Origin of the sequence: Haloarcula marina (assembly GCF_024218775.1) — an archaeon.
In the GTDB taxonomy this organism is placed as follows: Archaea; Halobacteriota; Halobacteria; order Halobacteriales; family Haloarculaceae; genus Haloarcula; species Haloarcula marina.
Map to the genome: position 1 here is coordinate 1600881 of NZ_CP100404.1, position 19195 is coordinate 1620075.

21 protein-coding genes are annotated in these 19195 nt (G+C 65.0%); 11 read left to right on the top strand and 10 right to left on the bottom strand.

Annotation, left to right across the window (positions count from 1 at the left end; translation table 11 throughout):
* Positions 1–65 precede the first annotated feature (65 nt).
* The 3 genes from gyrB (at position 66) to NJQ44_RS08405 (ending at position 5341) form a co-directional block, all read left to right on the top strand.
* Positions 66–1994, top strand: coding sequence for a DNA topoisomerase (ATP-hydrolyzing) subunit B (gyrB, locus tag NJQ44_RS08395; RefSeq protein ID WP_254274235.1), 1929 nt, complete (start codon positions 66–68; stop codon positions 1992–1994).
* Positions 1991–4444, top strand: coding sequence for a DNA gyrase subunit A (gene gyrA, locus NJQ44_RS08400; RefSeq protein WP_254274236.1), 2454 nt, complete (start codon positions 1991–1993; stop codon positions 4442–4444). The genes gyrB and gyrA overlap by 4 nt, the downstream gene beginning before the upstream one ends.
* A 114-nt stretch (positions 4445–4558) precedes the next feature.
* The gene (locus tag NJQ44_RS08405; protein WP_254274237.1) at positions 4559–5341 is read left to right on the top strand and encodes a glycerophosphodiester phosphodiesterase; all 783 of its coding nucleotides are present in this window, start codon (positions 4559–4561) and stop codon (positions 5339–5341) included.
* On the opposite strand, the gene rocF is transcribed toward NJQ44_RS08405, so the two are convergent.
* Entirely contained in the window at positions 5338–6252 is a 915-nt protein-coding gene (gene rocF / locus NJQ44_RS08410) for an arginase (protein WP_254274238.1), read from the bottom strand. The genes NJQ44_RS08405 and rocF overlap by 4 nt on opposite strands.
* 117 nt (positions 6253–6369) lie before the next feature.
* On the opposite strand from rocF, the gene NJQ44_RS08415 reads away from it, so the two are divergent.
* Together NJQ44_RS08415 and NJQ44_RS08420 are read left to right on the top strand one after the other, a co-directional pair.
* Positions 6370–6558, top strand: a complete 189-nt coding sequence (locus NJQ44_RS08415; protein ID WP_254274239.1) for a hypothetical protein — start codon at positions 6370–6372, stop codon at positions 6556–6558.
* Positions 6558–6860 carry a sensor histidine kinase gene (locus tag NJQ44_RS08420; protein WP_254274240.1) on the top strand — a complete coding sequence of 101 codons (303 nt, stop codon included), beginning with the start codon at positions 6558–6560 and terminating at the stop codon, positions 6858–6860. The genes NJQ44_RS08415 and NJQ44_RS08420 overlap by 1 nt, the downstream gene beginning before the upstream one ends.
* 3 nt (positions 6861–6863) lie before the next feature.
* On the opposite strand, the gene NJQ44_RS08425 is transcribed toward NJQ44_RS08420, so the two are convergent.
* Complete coding sequence (locus NJQ44_RS08425) at positions 6864–7784, bottom strand: NAD-dependent epimerase/dehydratase family protein (RefSeq protein ID WP_254274241.1); 921 nt, start codon at positions 7782–7784, stop codon at positions 6864–6866.
* Positions 7785–7914: 130 nt separating this feature from the next.
* Here NJQ44_RS08425 and NJQ44_RS08430 point away from each other — a divergent pair, with 130 nt between their 5' ends.
* Positions 7915–8448 (top strand): HTH domain-containing protein, encoded by a 534-nt coding sequence (locus NJQ44_RS08430; RefSeq protein WP_254274242.1) that lies wholly within the window; start codon positions 7915–7917, stop codon positions 8446–8448.
* 161 nt (positions 8449–8609) lie between these two features.
* Complete coding sequence (locus NJQ44_RS08435) at positions 8610–9773, top strand: NAD(P)/FAD-dependent oxidoreductase (RefSeq protein WP_254274243.1); 1164 nt, start codon at positions 8610–8612, stop codon at positions 9771–9773.
* Positions 9774–9973: 200 nt separating this feature from the next.
* Here the strand turns inward: NJQ44_RS08435 and NJQ44_RS08440 are convergent, their stop codons facing one another.
* From NJQ44_RS08440 to NJQ44_RS08460, 5 genes are all read right to left on the bottom strand, one after another.
* Positions 9974–10798, bottom strand: coding sequence for a nucleoside phosphorylase (locus NJQ44_RS08440; RefSeq protein WP_254274244.1), 825 nt, complete (start codon positions 10796–10798; stop codon positions 9974–9976).
* Positions 10795–11181 carry a cytidine deaminase gene (gene cdd / locus NJQ44_RS08445; RefSeq protein ID WP_254274245.1) on the bottom strand — a complete coding sequence of 129 codons (387 nt, stop codon included), beginning with the start codon at positions 11179–11181 and terminating at the stop codon, positions 10795–10797. The genes NJQ44_RS08440 and cdd overlap by 4 nt, the downstream gene beginning before the upstream one ends.
* A gap of 46 nt (positions 11182–11227) precedes the next feature.
* Complete coding sequence (locus NJQ44_RS08450; protein WP_254274246.1) at positions 11228–12583, bottom strand: phosphopentomutase/phosphoglucosamine mutase; 1356 nt, start codon at positions 12581–12583, stop codon at positions 11228–11230.
* A gap of 120 nt (positions 12584–12703) precedes the next feature.
* The gene (gene psmB, locus NJQ44_RS08455) at positions 12704–13420 is read right to left on the bottom strand and encodes an archaeal proteasome endopeptidase complex subunit beta (RefSeq protein ID WP_254274247.1); all 717 of its coding nucleotides are present in this window, start codon (positions 13418–13420) and stop codon (positions 12704–12706) included.
* A 73-nt stretch (positions 13421–13493) separates the two neighbouring features.
* On the bottom strand, positions 13494–13664 hold the full coding sequence (locus tag NJQ44_RS08460; RefSeq protein ID WP_254274248.1) for a hypothetical protein: 171 nt from the start codon (positions 13662–13664) through the stop codon (positions 13494–13496).
* A 274-nt stretch (positions 13665–13938) separates the two neighbouring features.
* Here NJQ44_RS08460 and NJQ44_RS08465 point away from each other — a divergent pair, with 274 nt between their 5' ends.
* Entirely contained in the window at positions 13939–14307 is a 369-nt protein-coding gene (locus NJQ44_RS08465; RefSeq protein ID WP_254274249.1) for a DUF555 domain-containing protein, read from the top strand.
* Positions 14308–14361: 54 nt separating this feature from the next.
* Positions 14362–14904: a CBS domain-containing protein gene (locus NJQ44_RS08470; RefSeq protein ID WP_254274250.1), complete on the top strand. Its 543-nt coding sequence runs from the start codon at positions 14362–14364 to the stop codon at positions 14902–14904.
* A gap of 39 nt (positions 14905–14943) precedes the next feature.
* Here NJQ44_RS08470 and purM read toward each other — a convergent pair whose 3' ends face one another.
* The 3 genes from purM to NJQ44_RS08485 are packed head-to-tail and all read right to left on the bottom strand — an operon-like array spanning position 14944 to position 18164.
* Positions 14944–15963: a phosphoribosylformylglycinamidine cyclo-ligase gene (gene purM, locus NJQ44_RS08475; RefSeq protein WP_254274251.1), complete on the bottom strand. Its 1020-nt coding sequence runs from the start codon at positions 15961–15963 to the stop codon at positions 14944–14946.
* Positions 15964–16014: 51 nt separating this feature from the next.
* Positions 16015–16647, bottom strand: a complete 633-nt coding sequence (locus tag NJQ44_RS08480) for a zinc metalloprotease (RefSeq protein WP_254274252.1) — start codon at positions 16645–16647, stop codon at positions 16015–16017.
* Complete coding sequence (locus tag NJQ44_RS08485) at positions 16644–18164, bottom strand: TraB/GumN family protein (protein WP_254274253.1); 1521 nt, start codon at positions 18162–18164, stop codon at positions 16644–16646. The genes NJQ44_RS08480 and NJQ44_RS08485 overlap by 4 nt, the downstream gene beginning before the upstream one ends.
* 253 nt (positions 18165–18417) lie before the next feature.
* On the opposite strand from NJQ44_RS08485, the gene NJQ44_RS08490 reads away from it, so the two are divergent.
* Both NJQ44_RS08490 and NJQ44_RS08495 read left to right on the top strand, forming a co-directional pair.
* Positions 18418–18693: a PadR family transcriptional regulator gene (locus NJQ44_RS08490; protein WP_254274254.1), complete on the top strand. Its 276-nt coding sequence runs from the start codon at positions 18418–18420 to the stop codon at positions 18691–18693.
* Between the two features lie 44 nt (positions 18694–18737).
* Positions 18738–19175: an acyl-CoA thioesterase gene (locus NJQ44_RS08495; RefSeq protein WP_254274255.1), complete on the top strand. Its 438-nt coding sequence runs from the start codon at positions 18738–18740 to the stop codon at positions 19173–19175.
* Positions 19176–19195: the final 20 nt, after the last annotated feature.

Sequence of the window (19195 nt, forward strand, 5' to 3'; positions counted from 1 at the left end):
CCGGCCGCGCACACGCGCGTGCGGGAGTTTTATGAGCAGTGACCTTCTAGGGGGAATCAGTTCCTATGTCAGGAGAGTCTGATGAGTACGGCGCGAAGTCTATCCAGACCCTCGAAGGGTTGGAAGCCGTTCGCAAGCGGCCAGCGATGTACATCGGGTCCACTGACGCTCGGGGTCTACACCATCTCGTCTACGAGGTCGTCGACAACGCTATCGACGAGGCCCTCGCTGGCTACTGTGACAACATCGACGTGACGATACACGACGACGGGTCCGTCTCGGTCAGCGACGACGGCCGGGGCATCCCCGTCGACGAACACGAAGAACACGGCCGTCCGGCCGTCGAAGTCGTGATGACCATCCTCCACGCCGGGGGGAAATTCGACAACAAGTCCTACCAGGTATCCGGCGGTCTCCACGGTGTCGGGGTGAGCGTCGTCAACGCACTCTCGAAGTGGCTGGAAGTCGACGTCAAGCGCGATGGCGCGCTCTGGCGACAGCGCTTCGACCACGGCGAACCGGAGTACGAACTCAAGCGGATTCGGGACCTCGAACCCGACGAAGAGACCGGGACGACAGTTCGGTTCTGGCCCGACGACGACATCTTCGAGACGGGCGAGTTCGCCTTCTCGACGCTCGAATCTCGCCTCCGCGAACTCGCCTTCCTCAACTCCGGCGTCGCCATCACCATCTCGGACGACCGCGACGGGACCGAAGAGACGTTCGAGTACGACGGCGGAATCAAGGAGTTCGTCGAGTACCTCAACGAGACGAAAGCCCCGCTCCACGACGGCGTCATCTACTTCGAGGACGAGGAGGAGATAGCCGACGGCGTCGTCCAGGTCGAAATCGCGATGCAGGGGACCGACGACTTGCAGGGTTCTATCCACGCCTTCGCCAACAACATCAACACCCGCGAAGGCGGGAGCCACCTCACCGGGTTCAAGACGTCGCTCACACGGGTCGTCAACGACTACGCGACGGACAACGACCTGCTGAAGGACTTAGACGACACGCTGAAAGGCGACGACATCCGCGAGGGCCTCACCGCGGTCATCTCCGTAAAACACCCCGACCCGCAGTTCGAGGGCCAGACGAAGACGAAACTCGGCAACAGCGAGGTCAGAGGTATCGTCGAGTCGGCGATGCACGACGGCCTCGCGACGTTCTTCGAGGAGAACCCGAACACCGCCGAGGCCATCATCGGAAAGGCCGTCGAGGCGGCCAAAGCCCGAAAGGCAGCGAAGAAGGCCGAAGAACTCACGCGCCGGAAATCCGCGCTCGACTCGACGGCACTGCCCGGGAAACTCGCGGACTGTCAGACCCGCGACCCCGAGGAGGCCGAACTGTTCGTCGTGGAGGGCGACTCTGCGGGCGGCAGCGCCAAGCAGGGCCGCAATCCCGAGTTTCAGGCTATCCTCCCCATCAAGGGCAAGATTCTGAACGTCGAGAAACACCGACTCGACCGCATCTTGGAGAACAACGAGATTCGGAACCTCATCACCGCCCTCGGGACGGGCATCGGCGACGAGTTCGACATCGACGACCTGCGCTACGAGAAGATAATCATGATGACCGACGCCGACGTGGACGGGGCGCACATCAGAACGCTCCTGTTGACGCTTCTCTACCGGCACATGAAGCCGCTCATCGAGGCGGGCTACGTCTACGCCTCCCAACCGCCGCTGTACCGCATCCGCTACCGCGGGAACACGTACGACGCGATGACCGAGGAGGAACGGGACCGCATCGTCGAAGAGAAGTGCGACGGCAACCCCACCCAGGTCCAGCGGTTCAAGGGCCTCGGGGAGATGAACCCCGAGCAGTTGTGGGAGACGACGATGGACCCCGACAACCGCATCCTCAAGCAGATAACCATCGAAGACGCGGCGGCCGCCGACCGGATGTTCAACATCCTGATGGGTGACGCCGTCGAACCCCGCAAGGAGTTCATCAAGGAACACTCGCCCGAAGCGGAGTGGGTGGACATATGAGCTCCGACGCCGCAGACGACCCGAACGCCCCCGCGGACCGAATCAAACACGTCCGCATCGAGGACGAGATGGAGCAGTCCTACATCGACTACGCGATGTCGGTCATCGCGGGTCGGGCGCTCCCGGACGTTCGCGACGGCCTGAAACCGGTCCATCGGCGCATCCTCTACGCGATGCACGAGATGGGCGTCACCTCGGGGTCCAGTCACCGGAAGTCCTCGTCCATCGTCGGCGAGACGATGGGTGACTACCACCCCCACGGCGACAGCGCCATCTACGACACGCTGGTGCGGATGGCACAGGACTTCTCGATGCGCTATCCCCTCGTCGACGGGCAGGGGAACTTCGGGTCGATGGACGGCGACCCCGCGGCGGCCATGCGCTACACTGAGGCTCGGATGTCGCCCATCGCCGAGGAGTTACTGGAGGACATCGAGAAGGACACCGTCGACTTCTCCAGCAACTACGACGACCGCTTGCAGGAACCGGACGTCCTCCCCGCGAAGGTTCCGAGTCTCCTACTCAACGGGTCGTCGGGTATCGCCGTCGGGATGTCGACGAACATCCCGCCGCACAACCTCGGCGAACTCGTCGACGCGACGATTCACCTCATCGACAACCCCGACTGTACGGTCGAGGACCTGATGGAACACGTCAAGGGGCCGGACTTCCCGACCGGCGGGAACATCGTCGGCCGCGACGCCATCTACTCGGCGTACACCACCGGTCGCGGGCGACTCCGCGTTCGCGCCGAGTACGAAGTCGACCGTGAGAACGGCCGCATCGTCATCAGCGAACTCCCGTATCAGGAGAACAAGGCCCGCGTCGTCGAGCGAATCGCCGACGACGTGAACGAGGGGAAAATCGAAGGCATCTCCGACCTGCGCGACGAGTCCGACCGCAACGGCGTCCGCATCGTCGTCGAACTCAAGCGCGGCGCGAACGTCGACGTGGTCGAGAACCGACTGCTCGACCACCATCTCGAATCCACCTTCGGCGTCATCAACCTCTCGCTGGTCGACGGCCAACCGAAAGTCCTCTCGCTGAAGCAGACGCTCCAGCACTACGTCGACCATCGCCGCGAAGTCGTTCGGCGGCGCTCCGAGTACGACCTCGAAGAGGCCGAGGACCGCGCCCACATCCTCGAAGGCCGCCTGAAGGCCTTGGAGAACGTCGAGGACGTGGTCGACCTCATCCGCAACAGCGAGGACCGTGACGCCGCCCGGTCCGGTCTGCAGGAGTCCTTTGCCTTCTCCGAAGAGCAGGCCGCCCACATCGTCCGGATGCAACTCGGGTCGCTCACGTCGATGGAGTCGGCCGAAATCGAGGAGGAGTACGAGGAGGTCCAAGCGACCATCGAGTACCTCGAATCCGTCCTCGCGAGCGCCGAGAAACTCGACGGCGTCATCAAGGACGAACTCCGCGAGGTCAAAGACGAGTACGACGACGACCGACGGACCAGCATCATCGAGGACGAGGGGCAGGTCACGCACGAGGACCTCATCCCCGAGGAAGACTGCGTCGTCGTCGTGACCGAGGACGACTACATCAAGCGGATGCCGGTCGACCAGTTCGACCCGCAGAACCGCGGCGGGAAGGGAATCATCGGCGCGGACCCCAAGGAGGGCGACCGCGTCTCGAAGGTGTTCCGGGCCAACAGCCACGACTACCTGCTCTGTTTCACCAACCACGGGCAGGTCTACCGCCTGAAGACCTACGAGGTCCCGGAGATGTCCCGCACGGCACGCGGGAAGTCGGCCATCAACCTCCTCTCGTTGGCCGACGGCGAGGAGATTACCGCCGTCGTCTCCACCGACGAGTTCGACGCCGACGAGTGTATCACGATGGTCACCCGCGACGGCTACGTCAAGCGCACCTGCTGTGACCAGTTCGAGAACATCCTTTCGACCGGCATCCGCGCCGCGAAACTCGAAGACGGGGACGAACTCGTCGACGTTGACGTGACCGACGGCACGGGTGACCTCGTCATCGCAACCGAACACGGCATGACCATCCGCTTCGACGAGAGCGAGGTCACCGAGATGGGGCGTTCGGCCCGCGGCGTTCACGGCATCAAACTGAAGGACAGCGACAAGGTGGCCGCGATGGTCGCCACCAACGACGACGACCCGCGCTCGCTGTTGACCGTGACGAAGAACGGCTACGGCAAGCGGACCGCACTGACCGAGTACCGCCGCCAGTCCCGGTACGGACAGGGCCTCATCGACATCAAGACGGACGAGCGGAACGGTCCCGTCTCGACGGCGAAGGCCGTCACCGACGACGACCATCTCGTCATCATGTCCGAGCGGGGCCAAATCATGCGCATCCGCGCCGGTGACGTTTCGCAGGTCGGTCGCAACACGAAGGGCGTCACCATCATGGACCTCGACGGTGGCGACAGCGTGGCGAGCGTGACGGTGGTTCCGGCGGGGAGCATCGAGGAGTAGCACCGCGAGCGAAGCGAACGGCCCTCTTTACCCGCAACCTGACGTTTCTCACCTCCGTACACCAACTATGCAGACACAGCGACAGGCTCCGGGAAGCCGACGATGACGTCGTCCATGGTCATCGCTCACCGCGGATTCGCGGGCCAGTTCCCCGAGAACACGGTCCGGAGCGTTCGTGGGGCCGCGGCGGCGGACGCGGCGATGGTCGAGATAGACGTGCAACCGACCGCCGACGGCGACGTGGTGGCGTTCCACGACCGACGACTCGACGACGGCGGTGAGAGCCGTGGCGTCACCGACGAGAGGGGCGTCGTCTGGGAGCGGTCGACGGCGACAGTGACGAGCGCGAGAGTGTTGGGAACCGAGGAGCGGGTGCCGCTCCTGTCGGAGGTTTTCGAGGCACTACCTCCCGCAGTCGGCGTCAACGTCGAACTGAAGAATCCGGGGAGCGACGCGATTCGGCCCGGAGAGGCCCTCGGCGAACCTGCGAGGGAGGCCGCTCGACGGCGGTGGCAATCGTTCGTCACGTCCGTCCTCGCGGTGGCCGACCGCTTCGAACACGACGTACTCTACTCGTCGTTCTGCGAGGGGGCGCTCGCGGCCGTCGATTCGGTCGCACCCGGGGAATCGCTCGCCGTCCTCGTCGAACCGGGCGGGGCCGACGCCGGGGCGACCGTCGCCCGCCGCTACGATGTCGATGCGATAAACCACCCGCTCGCGGTGCTTCGTGCGGACGCCACACTCCCGGCGTCGCTCCAGACCGCCGCCGACGCAGTCGACGCCTCGCGGTACGTCTGGACGGTGACCGATTGGCGAGCGGCCGACCGGGCGCTCGCGAGCGGTGCAGACGGTATCATCGCTGACTATGCCGGGCTGACCGCCTATCGGGACGACTAGAGAACTCGCTTACCGAAGGCGCTCGCGGCGAGTTCGCAGGCGAGTTCGGCGGTCCGGTTGTGGTCGTCGAGAATCGGGTTCACCTCGACCATCTCCATCGACCGGAGTCGGTCACGGTACTCGGCGACGTGTTCCATCGCGCTGTGGGCCTCTCGGTAGGAGACGCCGCCGCGGACGGGCGTCCCGACGCCGGGGGCTTCCGTGGGGTCCAGCCAGTCCAAATCGAGCGAGACGTGAATCCCGTCGGTCCCGTCGGTCGCGATTTCGATGGCTTCCGCGACGACTTCCGGGACGCTCCGGGCGTCAAGGTCGGACATCGTGTAGGCCGTCACGTCGCTCTCGTGGATGAGTTCCCGTTCGCCGTCATCGACGCTCCGCAGGCCGACGATAGCCACGTTTTCCTCGCTCACGGCGGGGGTGTGCGCCCACGACTCGTCGGCGAACGGGCCTTTCCCGAGGATGGCCGCCAGCGACATCCCGTGGATGTTGCCGCTGGGCGTCGTCAGCGGCGTGTTGAAGTCGCCGTGGGCGTCGAACCAGATGACGCCGAGCGACTCGTCCGGGTCGGCCGCTCCAGCGACGGTGCCGATGGCGATGGAGTGGTCGCCGCCGAGGACGAGGGGGAACTCGCCGTCGGCGACCGTCCCCTCGACGGCGCGCGTCACGTCTTCGCACACTTCCTCGGTCTCTCGGCGAAACTTCGCTCGCCCGCCGTGTGGCTGGTTCGCGTCCGGGTCGCGTTCCTCCGGCCGCGGGACGGCGAGGTCGCCGCCGTCGAGGCAGTCGATACCGAGGGTTCCTAACTGCTTGGCGAGTCCGCCGTATCGAATCGCGGAGGGTCCCATGTCGACTCCGCGCCGGTCCGCTCCGAGGTCCATCGGGACGCCGAGTACGCGTACGGTCCTGTCCATACCCGACGTTGACGGTCCAGCGAATAAAGCACAGGGGCATCCATTTCCGTCCTGACTACGATACCTCGTACCAATGCGGAGCGAGAACGAGTCGGGGTCGAGACGGGATTCGAACGGATGGACGACCTAATCGACGACGTACTCACCCTCGCCCGACAGGGCCGAGACGCCGTCTCTCCGATGCCGGTCGACGTAGAGGACGTGGTCGACGTGACGTGGGCCGCATCGACGTGCCCCAATCGACCATCGAACGACCGCGAGAACTCGGAACGGTTCTCGGCGACGAGAGTCGCCGTCGACGGCTGATGGCCACCATCTTTCGAAACGCGATAGAACACGGCGGTCCGACGGTGACCGTTCGAGTGGGGCCGCTCCCGGACGGAGATGGGTTCTACGTCGAGGACGACGGCCCGGGGTTCCCGGCGATAGACGACGGCAACGTGTTCGATACCGCAGACACGACCAGCGACGACGGAACGGGATTCGGTCTCTCTATCGTCAGGGAAATCGCGACAGCACACGGTTGGGAGGTCACCGCGACGGGTGGGAGCGACGGCGGTGCGCGGCTGGAGTTCACGGGCGTCGAGCGTCCCGGCGACGAACCCTGACTTTCAGTCGTACTGCGAACAGACCATCTCGACGCCGTCGTCGAAGGAAATCCGCGGTTCCCAGCCAGTCGCTTCGTACATCTTCGAGCAGTCTGCACGGGTGTCGTGGACGTAGACGTCCTCCGGGATTGGGTTGTCCTCGTAGACGGGGTCCACGCTGGTCCCGAGTTTCTCGTTGAGCACGTCGACGAGGTGGTTGAAACTGTACTGCTCGCCCGTCCCGAGATTGTAAATGCCGGTGAGTTCGTGGTCGGCCGCCAGTTCCAACCCTCTGACGATGTCGTCCACGTGGGTGAAGTCCCGCGTCTGACTGCCGTCACCCCAGATGACGGGATTATCGCCACTTGCGATGTCGTCGGCGAACTGCGCGATGAGGTTCGCGTACTCGCCCTTGTGTTCCTCGGCTCCGTCTTCCATGCCCTGATACACCGAGAAAAAGCGCATCCCGGCCATCGACATCCCGTAGTGGTTGTGGAAGTACTCGGCGTAGCGCTCGCGGGCGAGTTTCGACGCCTCGTACCCGGTGTTGACGGCCACGTCCATGTCCTCCGGGGACGGTTCGGTCCGGTCGCCGTAGATTGAGGAGGTGGACGCGTAGACGACGGTATCACAGCCGTCCTCGCGGGCTTGTTCGACGACGTTGACGAACCCTTCGACGTTGACTCGCGCGCCCCGCGTGGGGTCGTCCTCGTGCATCGCGTACGAGGAGAGCGCCGCGAGGTGGAACACGACGTCGACGTCCGTCGGCAGGTCGTCTTCGAGGACGCTCCGCTCGACGTACTCCACGTCGTCGTCGACGTTCTCGATGGTTCCGAGATAGCCGTCGTCGAGCGCGATAACCTCGTTGTCCGCCGCGAGTGCGTTCGCGAGGTTGGACCCGATGAAGCCGCCGCCGCCGGTCACCAACACGCGTTGTCCGTTCATACTCGTGCCAGGACGAGCCACGAGTAAAGGAATATCGCTTTCACAGGCCCACTGCACCGTTGCCCATCAACGTTTACGCACAATATGTACCACCGTCGCCTTTATGAATAGAGGTACCGAACGAACGATTATGTCATCAATAGAACTGACCCCGAGTCAGAAAAACATCTTGCAGGAACTCGTAAACCTCTTCCGCGAGAGCGAGAGTGCGGTCAAGGGCGAGGACATCGCCGAGAAGGTCGACCGGAACCCCGGAACGATTCGCAACCAAATGCAGAGCCTCAAAGCGCTCCAGTTGGTCGAAGGCGTCCCCGGCCCGAAGGGCGGCTACAAGCCGACAGCGAACGCTTACGACGCACTCCAGATTCAGGATATGGACCAAGCCGCCGAGGTCCCCCTCCGACACAACGGTGACCTCGTCGAACACTCGAACGTCGAGGAAATCGACCTGACGAGCGTTCATCACCCCGAAGAGTGCCGCGCAGAGATTCAGCTACAAGGGTCCATCTCGGAGTTCCACGAGGGCGACTCCGTCACCGTCGGCCCGACGCCGCTCTCGAAACTCCAGATTATCGGGACGCTCGAAGGGAAAGACGACACCAACAACAAACTCATCCTCACTATCGACGACATGCGGGCGCCCGCTGGCGAACCCGAACACTAACGCCGCGCTTCTGCCGCCGCTCTCACGATTCGATTCGCTTCTCGACCCACCAGCGTCGACCGATTTTGTCGCCTCTGTTCCCGACAAACAATCGTGATTGTTTCGCCCGTTCAGACGGCGATTTCGTAGCCTTTGTATCACCCGGACCCCGAGTCCGGCGTATGAGTGAGAAGGTCGTCGTACTCGGAGCGGGTTACGCCGGTGCTGGCGCGATTAAAAGCCTCGAAGACGAACTGCACGGAGACGCCGACGTGACGTGGATCTCCGACACCGACTATCACCTCGTGCTCCACGAATCCCACCGCTGTATCCGCGACCCCTCGGTGCAAGAGAAGGTCGCGATTCCGGTCCACGAGATCAAACAGCCGACGACGGACTTCGTGCAGGACACGGTCGTCGGTATCGACACCGACGAGCGACTCGTCGAACTGGAGAGCGGCGACGACGTCGAGTACGACTACCTGCTCGTCGGCCTCGGTTCGCAGACGGCCTTCTTCGGTATCGAGGGTCTCAAAGAGTACGCTCACACGCTGAAGAGCCTCGACGACGCGCTCGGTATCCACGACGCGATTCAGCAGGCCGCCCGCGAGGCCTCCCAGAGCGACCCGGCGCAGGTCATCGTCGGCGGTGCTGGCCTCTCGGGCATCCAGACCTGCGGTGAAATCGCGGAGTTCCGCGACGACCACCGCGCGCCCATCGACATCCACCTCGTCGAAGGGCTGGACGAAATCTTCCCGGGCAACGACCCCGAACTGCAGGGTGCGCTCCGTAAGCGACTGGAAGACGCCGACGTGAACATCATGACCGGCGACTTCATCGGCGAAGTCGACGAGGAGACGGTCTACATCGGCGACGACGAGGAAGTCGACTACGACGTGCTCATCTGGACCGGCGGCATCACCGGCCGCGACTGCGTCCGCGACGTGGACCTCGAAAAGGACGAACGCAACCATCGCATCCACGCCGAAGGCGACTTCCAGACGGAAGACGAGCGCGTCTTCGCCATCGGGGACTCCGCGCTCATCGACCAACCCGGCGACCAGCCCGCGCCGCCGACGGCACAGGCCGCGTGGCAGGCCGCCGAAGTCGCAGGCGAGAACCTCGCCCGCGCCGTCCGGGACCAGCCCCTGAAGACGTGGACTCACAAGGACAAGGGGACAGTCATTTCCGTCGGTGAAGAGGCAGTCGCCCACGACGTGATGGGCGTGCCCATCGACACCTTCGGCGGCCTCCCAGCGAAAATCCTCAAGAAGGGTATCGCCGCTCGCTGGATCGCCGACGTGACCGGTGTCGGCCGCGCCGCGAAGGCGTGGCCGGACATGTAGAAGTACCTTTTTCGACGGGAGGTTCGGGCGCTGCGCGCCCTCAACCCCCCCAAAAATCTACGCTAAAATGGCGCGAATCGCACGGCGATTCGCGTGAAACCGCGCCGTCGGCGCGGTATGCTTCGCTCGTCAGCCTGCCCTTCCCCGTCCTCGCGCGGCAGAGCGCGCTCCCGGCCCCAAGGCCACGCCGCGCTATCGCCCTATCGCTCTATCGACAGGCCCGCGTGCCACCCGTCCGCGTCGGCTTCCTCGACGGCCTCGTCCATCAGGTCGAGATACGTCACGGCGAGACTGGCACACTTCGCGGCCTTGCGCTCGCCTTCGGTGCGGAACTCGCCGGTCTGGCGGTTGGCGTACACCGTACACACCGCGCCCGCTCGGAGGCCGTAGATGCTCGCCAGCGTGAGGATGCTCGCGGCCTCCATCTCGAAGTTCAGGACGCCCGCCTCGCGGAGTTCCGCGATGTTGGCGTCGCTGTCGCGCGCCTCGAACCCGCCGAATCCGGGCCGGGATTGGCCGGTGTAGAAACTGTCCGTGGTGCAGGTGACGCCGAGGTGGTAGTCGTAGCCGAGTTCCTCGGCGGCGGCGACGAGCGCCGAGACGACGCGGTGGTCGGCGTTGGCCGGGTAGTCCTCGCGGACGTACTCCTTGCTCGTCCCCTCCTGCCGGACCGCTCCCGTCGAGATGACGAGGTCGCCGACGCTGGCTTCCGGTTGGATGGCTCCGCAGGACCCTACACGGAGGAAGGTGTCGACGCCGACGCGGGCGAGTTCCTCGACGGCGATAGCCGCGGAGGGTGACCCGATACCCGTCGACGTGACCGAAATCGGTGCGCCCTCGTGTGTTCCCGTCGCGGTGCGGTACTCGCGGTGTTCGGCGACGAGTTCGTGGTCGTCCCAGTAGTCGACGACTTTCTCGACGCGTTCGGGGTTGCCCGGCAGGAGAACGCTGTCGGCCACGTCGTCTGGCCCGACGCCGACGTGGTACTGTACGTCGTCGTTCGGGTCCTCGCTTCCCCCGGTCATTTGTCGAGGTGGCCGGGCGTAATCGTCGTCGGGAGCAGTTCCCCCAGCGTGTACTCCGCGCTGTCCTCGCCGTCGGTCCGAATCGGCAGGTCCTCGTCACAGAACTCGGCGAGGGTCTGTCGGCACATCCCGCAAGGGGTCACGCCGTCGCGCTTGTCCGATGAGACGGCGAGACGTTCGAATTCGCGGTGGCCCTCCCGAATCGCCGTCCCGATGGCGACTTCCTCGGCGTGGAGGCTGTTGCTGTAGTTCGCGTTCTCGATGTTGCACCCCGTGTATACGGTGCCGTCGGCCGTCTCGATGGCCGCACCGACGCGGTACTCCGAGTACGGCGCGTAGGAGGCTTCGACGGCCTCACGCGCGGCTTCCATCAGTTCGTCCATAGACGTGCGTCGGGCGGCCGGGGCAAATAGGCTCCGCTGGAACGGGCTACTCGGTGGCCGCGACGGCAGACTCGACTACTTCACGGACCGAGTCCACAAGCGAGTCCACGTCGTCGCTCTCGGCGTAGATGCGGACGTACGGTTCCGTCCCGCTGGGTCTGACGAGCGTCCACGAGTCGTCGGGGAAGGTGAGTCGGACGCCGTACTCGGTGGAGACGCTCGCCGCCGGGAACGCGTCGGGGAGCGTCTCGCCAACAGTTTCCATCACCGCGGGCTTGCGTTCGTCGGGGCATTCGACGCTCACCTTGCGGTACGGACGCTCGGAAATCTCCCCTCGACGGTCGGCCAGCGGTTCGCTCGCGAACAGTTGCGTGAGGACCGCCGCACTCGCCACGCCGTCTATCCAGCCGCCGAAGGGGAGATGGATGTGTTTCCACGGTTCGGCGGCGAAGACGACTTCTGTCTCGGGGCCGCCCGCCGCCCGCTCCCGCGCGACGCCTTCGTGTAGCGCCCCGAGGTGGACCCGTTCCACTCGCCCACCGGCGGCCGCGACCCGTTCGTCGATGCGGCCGGAGGCGTTCGGCGTCGTCACCACCACGGGGTCCGATGAGTCAGCGGCCCGAGTGTAGTGTGCCGCCAGCATCGCCACGACGGTGTCTTCGTGGACCACATCGCCGTCGCCGTTGACGAGGACGATGCGGTCGGCGTCGCCGTCGTGGCCGAACCCGAAGTCGGCGTCCGTCGCCGTCACGAACGACCGAAAGTTCGCGAGCGTCTCGGGCGTCGGTTTGCTCTCGCGGGCGGGAAAGTGACCGTCGACGTTGGCCTCCGTCGCGACCACGTCCGCCCCGAGCGCACGGAGGACTTGCGGTGTGGCGACCCCGCTCATCCCGTTGCCACAGTCGACGGCGACGGTCAGGTCAGTCGGTGTTGCGCCGAAGGATGCGGCGTAGTCCGCGACGGCGGCCCGGTATTCGGGTAGTACGTCTGCCGTGGTGGTGTCGCCCCAGTCGTACCACGCCGCCGGCCCGACAGCGTCGGCGACGCGCTGTTCGATGCGTCCCTCCGCTTCGCCGTCGTACTCTTGGCCGTCGACGAACAGTTTGAGGCCGTTGTCCGTCGGCGGGTTGTGGCTCGCCGTCACCATCACGCCGCGGCGCCCGCACGAGGCGAACGCCAGCGCGGGGGTCGGGACCGCACCCAGGCGGGTGACCCTGGTGCCGGTGCTCTCTAAGCCCGCCGCGACGGCGTCGGCCAGCGCGGGCGAACTCACGCGCCCGTCGTACCCGAGGACGAACGCCTCGCCGTCGCGTCCGGCCGCTTGCCCGACCTGTAGGGCGAGTTCGGGCGTCACTCGGTCGCCGACATCGCCGCGAATTCCCGCCGTCCCGAACAGTTCCATGCACGGTGGTCCGACCGGTTCCCGCTTAGTTCTCCCGCTCTCGCGGTCCGAGCGGTGGCGCACATTCTCGCGATGTTGTAATCGGTGGTCGCCATCGGCGACCCGCCGCAGTAAAAAGGTCTATAGCAGTTCGTCGAAGTCGTAGCCCTGGATGTCCACGCCGTCGCTGGTCACGTCGGCGAGGAAGATGCCGTTACCGGAACCGGTGTCACGCTCGGCGGCGGCCTTGATGGACGCAGCGGCGACTTCGCGGGCTTCCTCGTTGGACATGTCGTCCTCGTAGCGGTCCTCCAAGGTCCCGTAGGCGACGGTGAGGCCCGAGCCAGTGACGGTGTAGTCGTCTTTCATCACACCGCCGGCCGGGTCGATAGAGTAGACGTGGTGGCCGTCCTCGTCGACGCCGCCGAGGATGGGGTTGATGGCGAAGAAGGGGCCGCCGCGGGCGAAGTTGCCCGCGAGCGTCGACAGCGCCTGCATGCTCATGTCCTCGCCGCGGCGGGCCTCGTAGAGGTTTACCTCGGCCCGGAGCGAGCGGATGAACGACTGCGCGCCGCCGACGCTCCCGACCAGGGTGAGCGCGCCGGTGGGGTGAATCTGCTCGACTTTCTGGACGTTCTTGTTCGAGACGAACCGGCCGCCCAGCGAAGCGCGCATGTCGGTGGCGATGACGACGCCCTCGTTCGTGGTGATGCCGATGGTCGTCGTGCCCGTCTTGTTCACCTTGTCGGCGTCCTGTTCGGATTGGTCCGGCAGGGACCCGACTTCGGGTTCGTAGGGACTCGTCTGGAACTCGTCGGCCGTCGGGGGGCGCGAGAACTGAGGGCTCGTGTCTCTCATTAACCGCTGATACCACTCGGCCGCTGATAAAACCTCTTCTTGTGGTGAGGCTCACCGCCTCCGCCTGATTCGATTACTTGCTCGCCTGTGCGTACGCGTCGCCGAGCCCCTCCACAGCCCGGTTTATTGGCAGCCGGAGGCCGAGTCGTTCGGTGAACATCGCCACCGGTAGCAGGACGATACCTGCGGCGAGCGTGAGTTGATACAGTGCGAGCAGTGTGATGGCGTACAGTCGGGTTTCCATCGTCCCTCACCCGTCGGGACGCGGCATCCCCTATATATTTCTTCGCCCCGACGGACGCATATACTAAATCGTTCGTGAAGGATTGGGGCGCCGCTGTCTTGCGATTAAACTGTGATTGCCTGCGAGACAACTGACGTTGGTGAACTGACGGCTCAGCGATAACTGGGCTATTGGAAAGCCCGGGCGTTCCCATAACTTATGGCGATAGTAACGGTGACGTGCGCACCGTCGGAGAATCAAAACTATGGAGTAGTCGGGCCCCGAGAGTGTGAATATGAACTACCTCGTGGCGATGGAAGCCGCCTGGCTGGTCCGTGACGTAGACGACATCGACGACGCTATCGGCGTCGCCGTGAGCGAAGCGGGCAAGCGCCTCAACCAATCGGAGATGGATTACGTCGAAGTCGAAGTCGGCGCGACCGGCTGCCCGGCCTGCGGCGAACCGTTCGACTCGGCCTTCATCGCCGCCGACACCGCGCTGGTCGGCCTCGTCCTGGAGATGGAAGTGTTCAACGCGGAGTCCATGGAACACGCCCAGCGCATCGCCAAGAGCGAAATTGGAGGCGCGCTCCGGGACGTGCCGCTGAAGGTCATCGAAGTGTTCGAAACCCAAGAGGACGACGACGCCGAGGCCGAAGCGTAGGCCGGAACTGCCGACCCCGGTGGTTTTTTGTATTACCTATGGTTATAGCGGCGCATGGAACTGCCGACACCCGAGGACCTGCGGGAGCGGCGAAACGAGTTAGAGTTGACCCAGAGCGAACTCGCCGAACGCGCCGACGTTTCCCAACCGCTCATCGCGCGCATCGAGGGCGGCGACGTGGACCCGCGTCTGTCGACGCTTCGTCGAATCGTCACCGCGTTGGACGAGGCGGAGGGGGGCATCGTCCGGGCACGGGACGTGATGAACACGCCCGTCGTCTCCGTCGAACCGGACGACTCGGTCCACGAGAGCAAGGAACTGATGGACGAGAAGGGCTACTCGCAGGTACCAGTCATCCGCGACGGCTCTCCGCAGGGACTCATCGGCAACTCGGACATCCGCCAGCGACCCGAGGAGAGCGTCGGTGACCTTCCCGTCGCCGAAGTGATGCACGAGTCTATCGCGACCGTCGAACCCGACGCGACCATCGACGAGGTAGACGCCTACCTCAACCACAACGCCGCCGTGATGGTCGTCGAAGACGGCCGGACGGTCGGCGTTATCACGGAAGCGGACATCGCACGCACCGTTAGCTGACGGGGTTGGAAAGCGAGAAGAAGACCGGGTTTCAGAACGCTACTCCCGCAGTTCGAGGCCGCGAATCGAGACGACGCCGTCTCCGTCGTCGTCCTCTTGGACCTGCCCGATGACGCGTGCGTCCTCGGACCCGTCGACCACTTCTTCGGCGTCCGCCTCGGACATCGCGGCGACGAATCCCGTGCCCATGTTGAACGTCCGGTGCATCTCCTCGTCGTCGACGCTCCCTTCCGACTGGACGAACTCGAAGACGGCCTGCGGGTCGAAGGCGTCCGTAATCTCGTAGCGGTACTCGCCCATCCGGGTCAGGTTGGTCCATCCGCCGCCGGTGACGTGGGCGGCGGCGTGGGTCTCGACCTCGCGAAGTGGTTCCAGCACTTCGCTGTAGATTCGCGTCGGCGTCAGCAGTTCCTCTGCGATGGTCACGTCCGGGTTCGGTGGGAACGGGTCTGTGTACTCGTGGTTTCGAGTCGCCGCTTCGCGGGCGAGCGTCAGGCCGTTCGAGTGGATGCCCGAGGAGGGCCACCCGACGATGGCGTCACCGGCCTCGGCCTCCCCGGGGAAGACGGCGTCTTTCGGGGCGAGTCCGGCGCAGGTCCCGGCGATGTCGAGGCCCTTGATTACGTCGGGCATCACCGCCGTCTCGCCGCCGACCAACGCGACGCCAGCGCGCTTCGCGCCCTCGCGCAGACCCGCACCGATTTCCTCGCTCGTCTCCTCGTCGGGGGATTCGACGGCGAGGTAATCGACGAAGGCGACGGGTTCGACCCCCGCCGCCAGCAGGTCGTTGGCGTTCATCGCCATGCAGTCGATGCCGATGGTGGAGTAGTCGTCGATGGCCTCGGCGACGAGCAGTTTCGTCCCGACGCCGTCGGTGGCCAGCGCGAGATACTGGTCGCCGATGTCGACGAGTCCGGCGTAGTCGCCCTCGAACTCACCGGCCGCGCCGATGAGCGCCTTCGTCGCGGCCTCGCTCGCGTCGATGTCGACGCCTGTCTCGGCGTAGGTCAGTCCCTCTTCCTCGTTTTCCTCTGCGGAATCCTCGCGCTCCTCGGTCATATCCGAGACGGTGCGTGGGTCGGGCAAAAGGGCATCGTTCCCCCGCCCCGGTCAGAGGACGAACAGCGCGGCGACGCCGAGGAGAATCGACGGGACGGCGACGACGGCGTAGACGACGTTGCTCCACTCGCGGACCTTCCGGCCGTCCAGCGGGCCGAACGGGAGCATGTTGAATCCCGCGAGCAGGAGGTTGATTTGGAGGCCGCGGACCGCTATCTCCCAGACGACCCCGCCGACGATACCGAGCAGTCCCGCGGCGAACGGAACGAGGAAGACGACGGCTAACAGGATGTTCGTCACCGGCCCGGCCAGCGCGATGAGGCCGTTCTCCTTCAGGGTGATGCGGCCGCGGTGGACGACGGCCCCGGGCGCGGCGAAGAGGAAGCCGACCAGCGCGCCGACGATAGCGAAGCCGAGCATCCGGTAGTCGGCGCGGAACGCCGCGAGTTGGCCGAACCGGACGGCGACGACTTTGTGGGCGAGTTCGTGGAGGAGGAAGCCGACCCCGACGGTGAGGAGGCTGACGACGAGCGTCTGGACGACGCCGCCCAGCGAGAGGCCGCCGAACTGGCCGAACAAGATAGTCCGGAGACGCGGTTCCAAGAGGAGCGTGAAGGCGAATCCGAGCGCCAGCCACGCGATGAACAGGTCCCGTATTTCGTCGGCGGAGAAGGTCAGGTTCACGCGACCAGCCCCCAGATGAGGTCGGCGCTGTTCTGTGCGCCCTCTATCATCTTCGAGACGACCCACGACACGTCGCGGTCCTGCGTCGCCAGATAGGGCAGGGCGACGACGGGGAAGGCGAAACTCGCTATCATGCTCCCGATGTTGGTCATCGCCACGATGAGGATGAGGCGGAACAGCGGCACGGCCCGGAGCCGTTTCACGAGGTCCAGTATCGGGGCTTCCTCGTCGGCCAGAATCTCGTTCAGTTTGCCGATGTCACCGACGTTGACCGAGATGTAGCGTAACTCGACGTAGCCAGCGAACCATCCCGGCGCGAGCAGGGGGTTGACGCTCGTCATCCAGGCGACGCCGCCGCCCACGAGCGAACTCGTCCAGTGTGCACCCGCGAGTCGCGCGAGTCCGGCGGCGGCGATTCCGTTGATGAGGAACCACGCCGCGAACACCTGGAGGAGGAACGTGTTCTGGACGCCCGCCATCGCCAAGAGGACGAAAAAGGAGAGAAAGCCGAGCGTGATGAGGTAGCCGACCGCTTTGTACAGCGAGAAGCGCCCTCCGCTCTCGGTGCCGGTGAGCGAGTCGATGGGGGGCAACTCCTCGGGGTGGGCCAGGTAGCGCTCGATACCCTCCCGGTGTCCGGCCCCGACGACGGCCACTACGTCGTAGCCCGCCTCACGGAGGCCGACGAGTCGGTGTGCGATGAATGCGTCGCGCTCGTCGATGAGCGCCTCTGCCCCGCCGGGCGAGAACCGCCGGAACTCCTCCATCATCGCCGTCACCACGTCCGTCTCGGTCAACTGCTCGATGTCGAACTCCTCCATCTCCTCGCCGCTCCCGCGGAGTCGCACGAGCGCCGCTGCGATGGGGAGACCGAGAAGCGCCGTCAGCGCGACGCCGACGAGGACGGTGTCGAGGACGGCGGTGACGGACGCCCCGACGGTTGTCGCGACCGCCGCTGGAACGAAGTAGGGACCGCCGAACGCCGACGCGGCGACCGCACCTACGAGGCCGAACATCGCCCCGATGGTGAACCCGACGGTCATCGGCGGGCCGAGTTCGGTCAGCAGACTGCCGACGAGGGTGAGTTTCTCGCGGAGCGTCAGCCGTGCCCAGAACCGCTGGACGGTGGTCTGGATGTCTCGGTCGACGAGGGCGACGCCGAGGCCGAGGCGTTCGGCGGTGTCGATGGCGGCTTTCATGTCCGCACCGGGTTCGACGTCGAAGCGTTCGCCCATCCGCGTCTGGACGTACGAGAGCATCCAGTAGGCGAGAAACTGGAAGACGGTGTTCCCGCGAAGCAGGTCGCTGGCGTCTAAATCGTCCGGCGTCTCGCCTTTCATCTGCTGGTAGCGGCCTTCGTCCAGTTCGACCGCGACCATATCTGGTCGGTGTTCCTCGATGGCCGACTCGACCTCCGCGACACTGTGTTCGGAGACGTGGGCCGTGCCGACGACTGTGACCGACCCGTCGCCGCTCGGCTCGGGCGGGCCGTCGTCTACCGACGCGTGTTCGGTCATCATCCGCGTTACACAGTCGCGTCCTTTACCCTTGTCGGGTCCCCCGAATCTCACCTGTTACCGTCGTGAACTACCGCTGTGGTGATGCCAAATCGACGACACGTGTAAGAAAAGCAACGGGTTGGTGCTGCTTAATTCACGACAGCTAACAGCCGGTAACTACACGACGCGGTCCGCTAACCTCGCTGTAAACTACCGACCACCGAATCAGCAATAGTGATATGTATTGAGTCCGATGGGACTACTCGGAACCATGTACGACCTGACTGGCTTTCAACGTGACCTGCTGTACGTGATAGCGGGGCTAGACGAACCGCACGGCCTCGCCATCAAGGAGGAACTCGAAGACTACTACGAGAGCGAGGTGAATCACGGCCGACTGTACCCGAACCTCGACACTCTCGTCGACAAGGGCCTCGTCGAGAAGGGGGAACGGGACCGTCGGACGAACTTCTACACGCTGACCCGGCGCGGCAAGCGTGAACTCGACGCCCGGCAGGACTGGGAGTCTCAGTACATCACTGCGTGACGGCCGTCGACACACTCAACTAGGTGGGGTTGGGAGCGGAGGGTATGCCGGACCTGCTGGAGACGTATCTTGAGAACCGATGGATGGTCCAACCGAACCACGCGAACCACCTCGGGACGACACACGGTGGGAACGTCCTGAAGTGGATGGACGAACTCGGCGCGATGTCCGCCATGCGCTTTGCGGGGGAGAGTTGCGTCACGGCCCGGATGGACCAGGTGAACTTCACCCGACCGATTCCCGTGGGGGATAACGCCGTCGTCGAGGCGTACGTCTACGACACCGGGACCAGCAGCATCAAGGTCCGCCTGAAGGCCGCCCGGGAGAACCCTCGCACCGGCGAGCGCGAACCCACGACCGAGTCGTACTCGGTTTACGTCGCCATCGACGAGGACGGCGACCCGCAACCGGTCCCCGACCTCACGGTGGATTCGGAGCGCGGTCGGGAGTTGCGCGCCGCCGCCTCCGACGGCGAGCGCTGACGTTTATCCCGGTCGCCGCC

What these genes read in the sequence shown, in the direction of transcription:
- NJQ44_RS08490 (WP_254274254.1), top strand. Translation starts at nt 18,418, where the DNA reads ATGTACGACCTGACTGGCTTTCAACGTGACCTGCTGTACGTGATAGCG.
- NJQ44_RS08440 (WP_254274244.1), bottom strand. Translation starts at nt 10,798, where the DNA reads ATGACCGGGGGAAGCGAGGACCCGAACGACGACGTACAGTACCACGTC.
- cdd (WP_254274245.1), bottom strand. Translation starts at nt 11,181, where the DNA reads ATGGACGAACTGATGGAAGCCGCGCGTGAGGCCGTCGAAGCCTCCTAC.
- NJQ44_RS08405 (WP_254274237.1), top strand. Translation starts at nt 4,559, where the DNA reads ATGGTCATCGCTCACCGCGGATTCGCGGGCCAGTTCCCCGAGAACACG.
- NJQ44_RS08460 (WP_254274248.1), bottom strand. Translation starts at nt 13,664, where the DNA reads ATGGAAACCCGACTGTACGCCATCACACTGCTCGCACTGTATCAACTC.
- NJQ44_RS08495 (WP_254274255.1), top strand. Translation starts at nt 18,738, where the DNA reads ATGCCGGACCTGCTGGAGACGTATCTTGAGAACCGATGGATGGTCCAA.
- NJQ44_RS08485 (WP_254274253.1), bottom strand. Translation starts at nt 18,164, where the DNA reads ATGACCGAACACGCGTCGGTAGACGACGGCCCGCCCGAGCCGAGCGGC.
- NJQ44_RS08450 (WP_254274246.1), bottom strand. Translation starts at nt 12,583, where the DNA reads ATGGAACTGTTCGGGACGGCGGGAATTCGCGGCGATGTCGGCGACCGA.
- NJQ44_RS08435 (WP_254274243.1), top strand. Translation starts at nt 8,610, where the DNA reads ATGAGTGAGAAGGTCGTCGTACTCGGAGCGGGTTACGCCGGTGCTGGC.
- gyrA (WP_254274236.1), top strand. Translation starts at nt 1,991, where the DNA reads ATGAGCTCCGACGCCGCAGACGACCCGAACGCCCCCGCGGACCGAATC.
- NJQ44_RS08465 (WP_254274249.1), top strand. Translation starts at nt 13,939, where the DNA reads ATGAACTACCTCGTGGCGATGGAAGCCGCCTGGCTGGTCCGTGACGTA.
- NJQ44_RS08425 (WP_254274241.1), bottom strand. Translation starts at nt 7,784, where the DNA reads ATGAACGGACAACGCGTGTTGGTGACCGGCGGCGGCGGCTTCATCGGG.
- NJQ44_RS08420 (WP_254274240.1), top strand. Translation starts at nt 6,558, where the DNA reads ATGGCCACCATCTTTCGAAACGCGATAGAACACGGCGGTCCGACGGTG.
- psmB (WP_254274247.1), bottom strand. Translation starts at nt 13,420, where the DNA reads ATGAGAGACACGAGCCCTCAGTTCTCGCGCCCCCCGACGGCCGACGAG.
- NJQ44_RS08470 (WP_254274250.1), top strand. Translation starts at nt 14,362, where the DNA reads ATGGAACTGCCGACACCCGAGGACCTGCGGGAGCGGCGAAACGAGTTA.
- rocF (WP_254274238.1), bottom strand. Translation starts at nt 6,252, where the DNA reads ATGGACAGGACCGTACGCGTACTCGGCGTCCCGATGGACCTCGGAGCG.
- purM (WP_254274251.1), bottom strand. Translation starts at nt 15,963, where the DNA reads ATGACCGAGGAGCGCGAGGATTCCGCAGAGGAAAACGAGGAAGAGGGA.
- gyrB (WP_254274235.1), top strand. Translation starts at nt 66, where the DNA reads ATGTCAGGAGAGTCTGATGAGTACGGCGCGAAGTCTATCCAGACCCTC.
- NJQ44_RS08430 (WP_254274242.1), top strand. Translation starts at nt 7,915, where the DNA reads ATGTCATCAATAGAACTGACCCCGAGTCAGAAAAACATCTTGCAGGAA.
- NJQ44_RS08415 (WP_254274239.1), top strand. Translation starts at nt 6,370, where the DNA reads ATGGACGACCTAATCGACGACGTACTCACCCTCGCCCGACAGGGCCGA.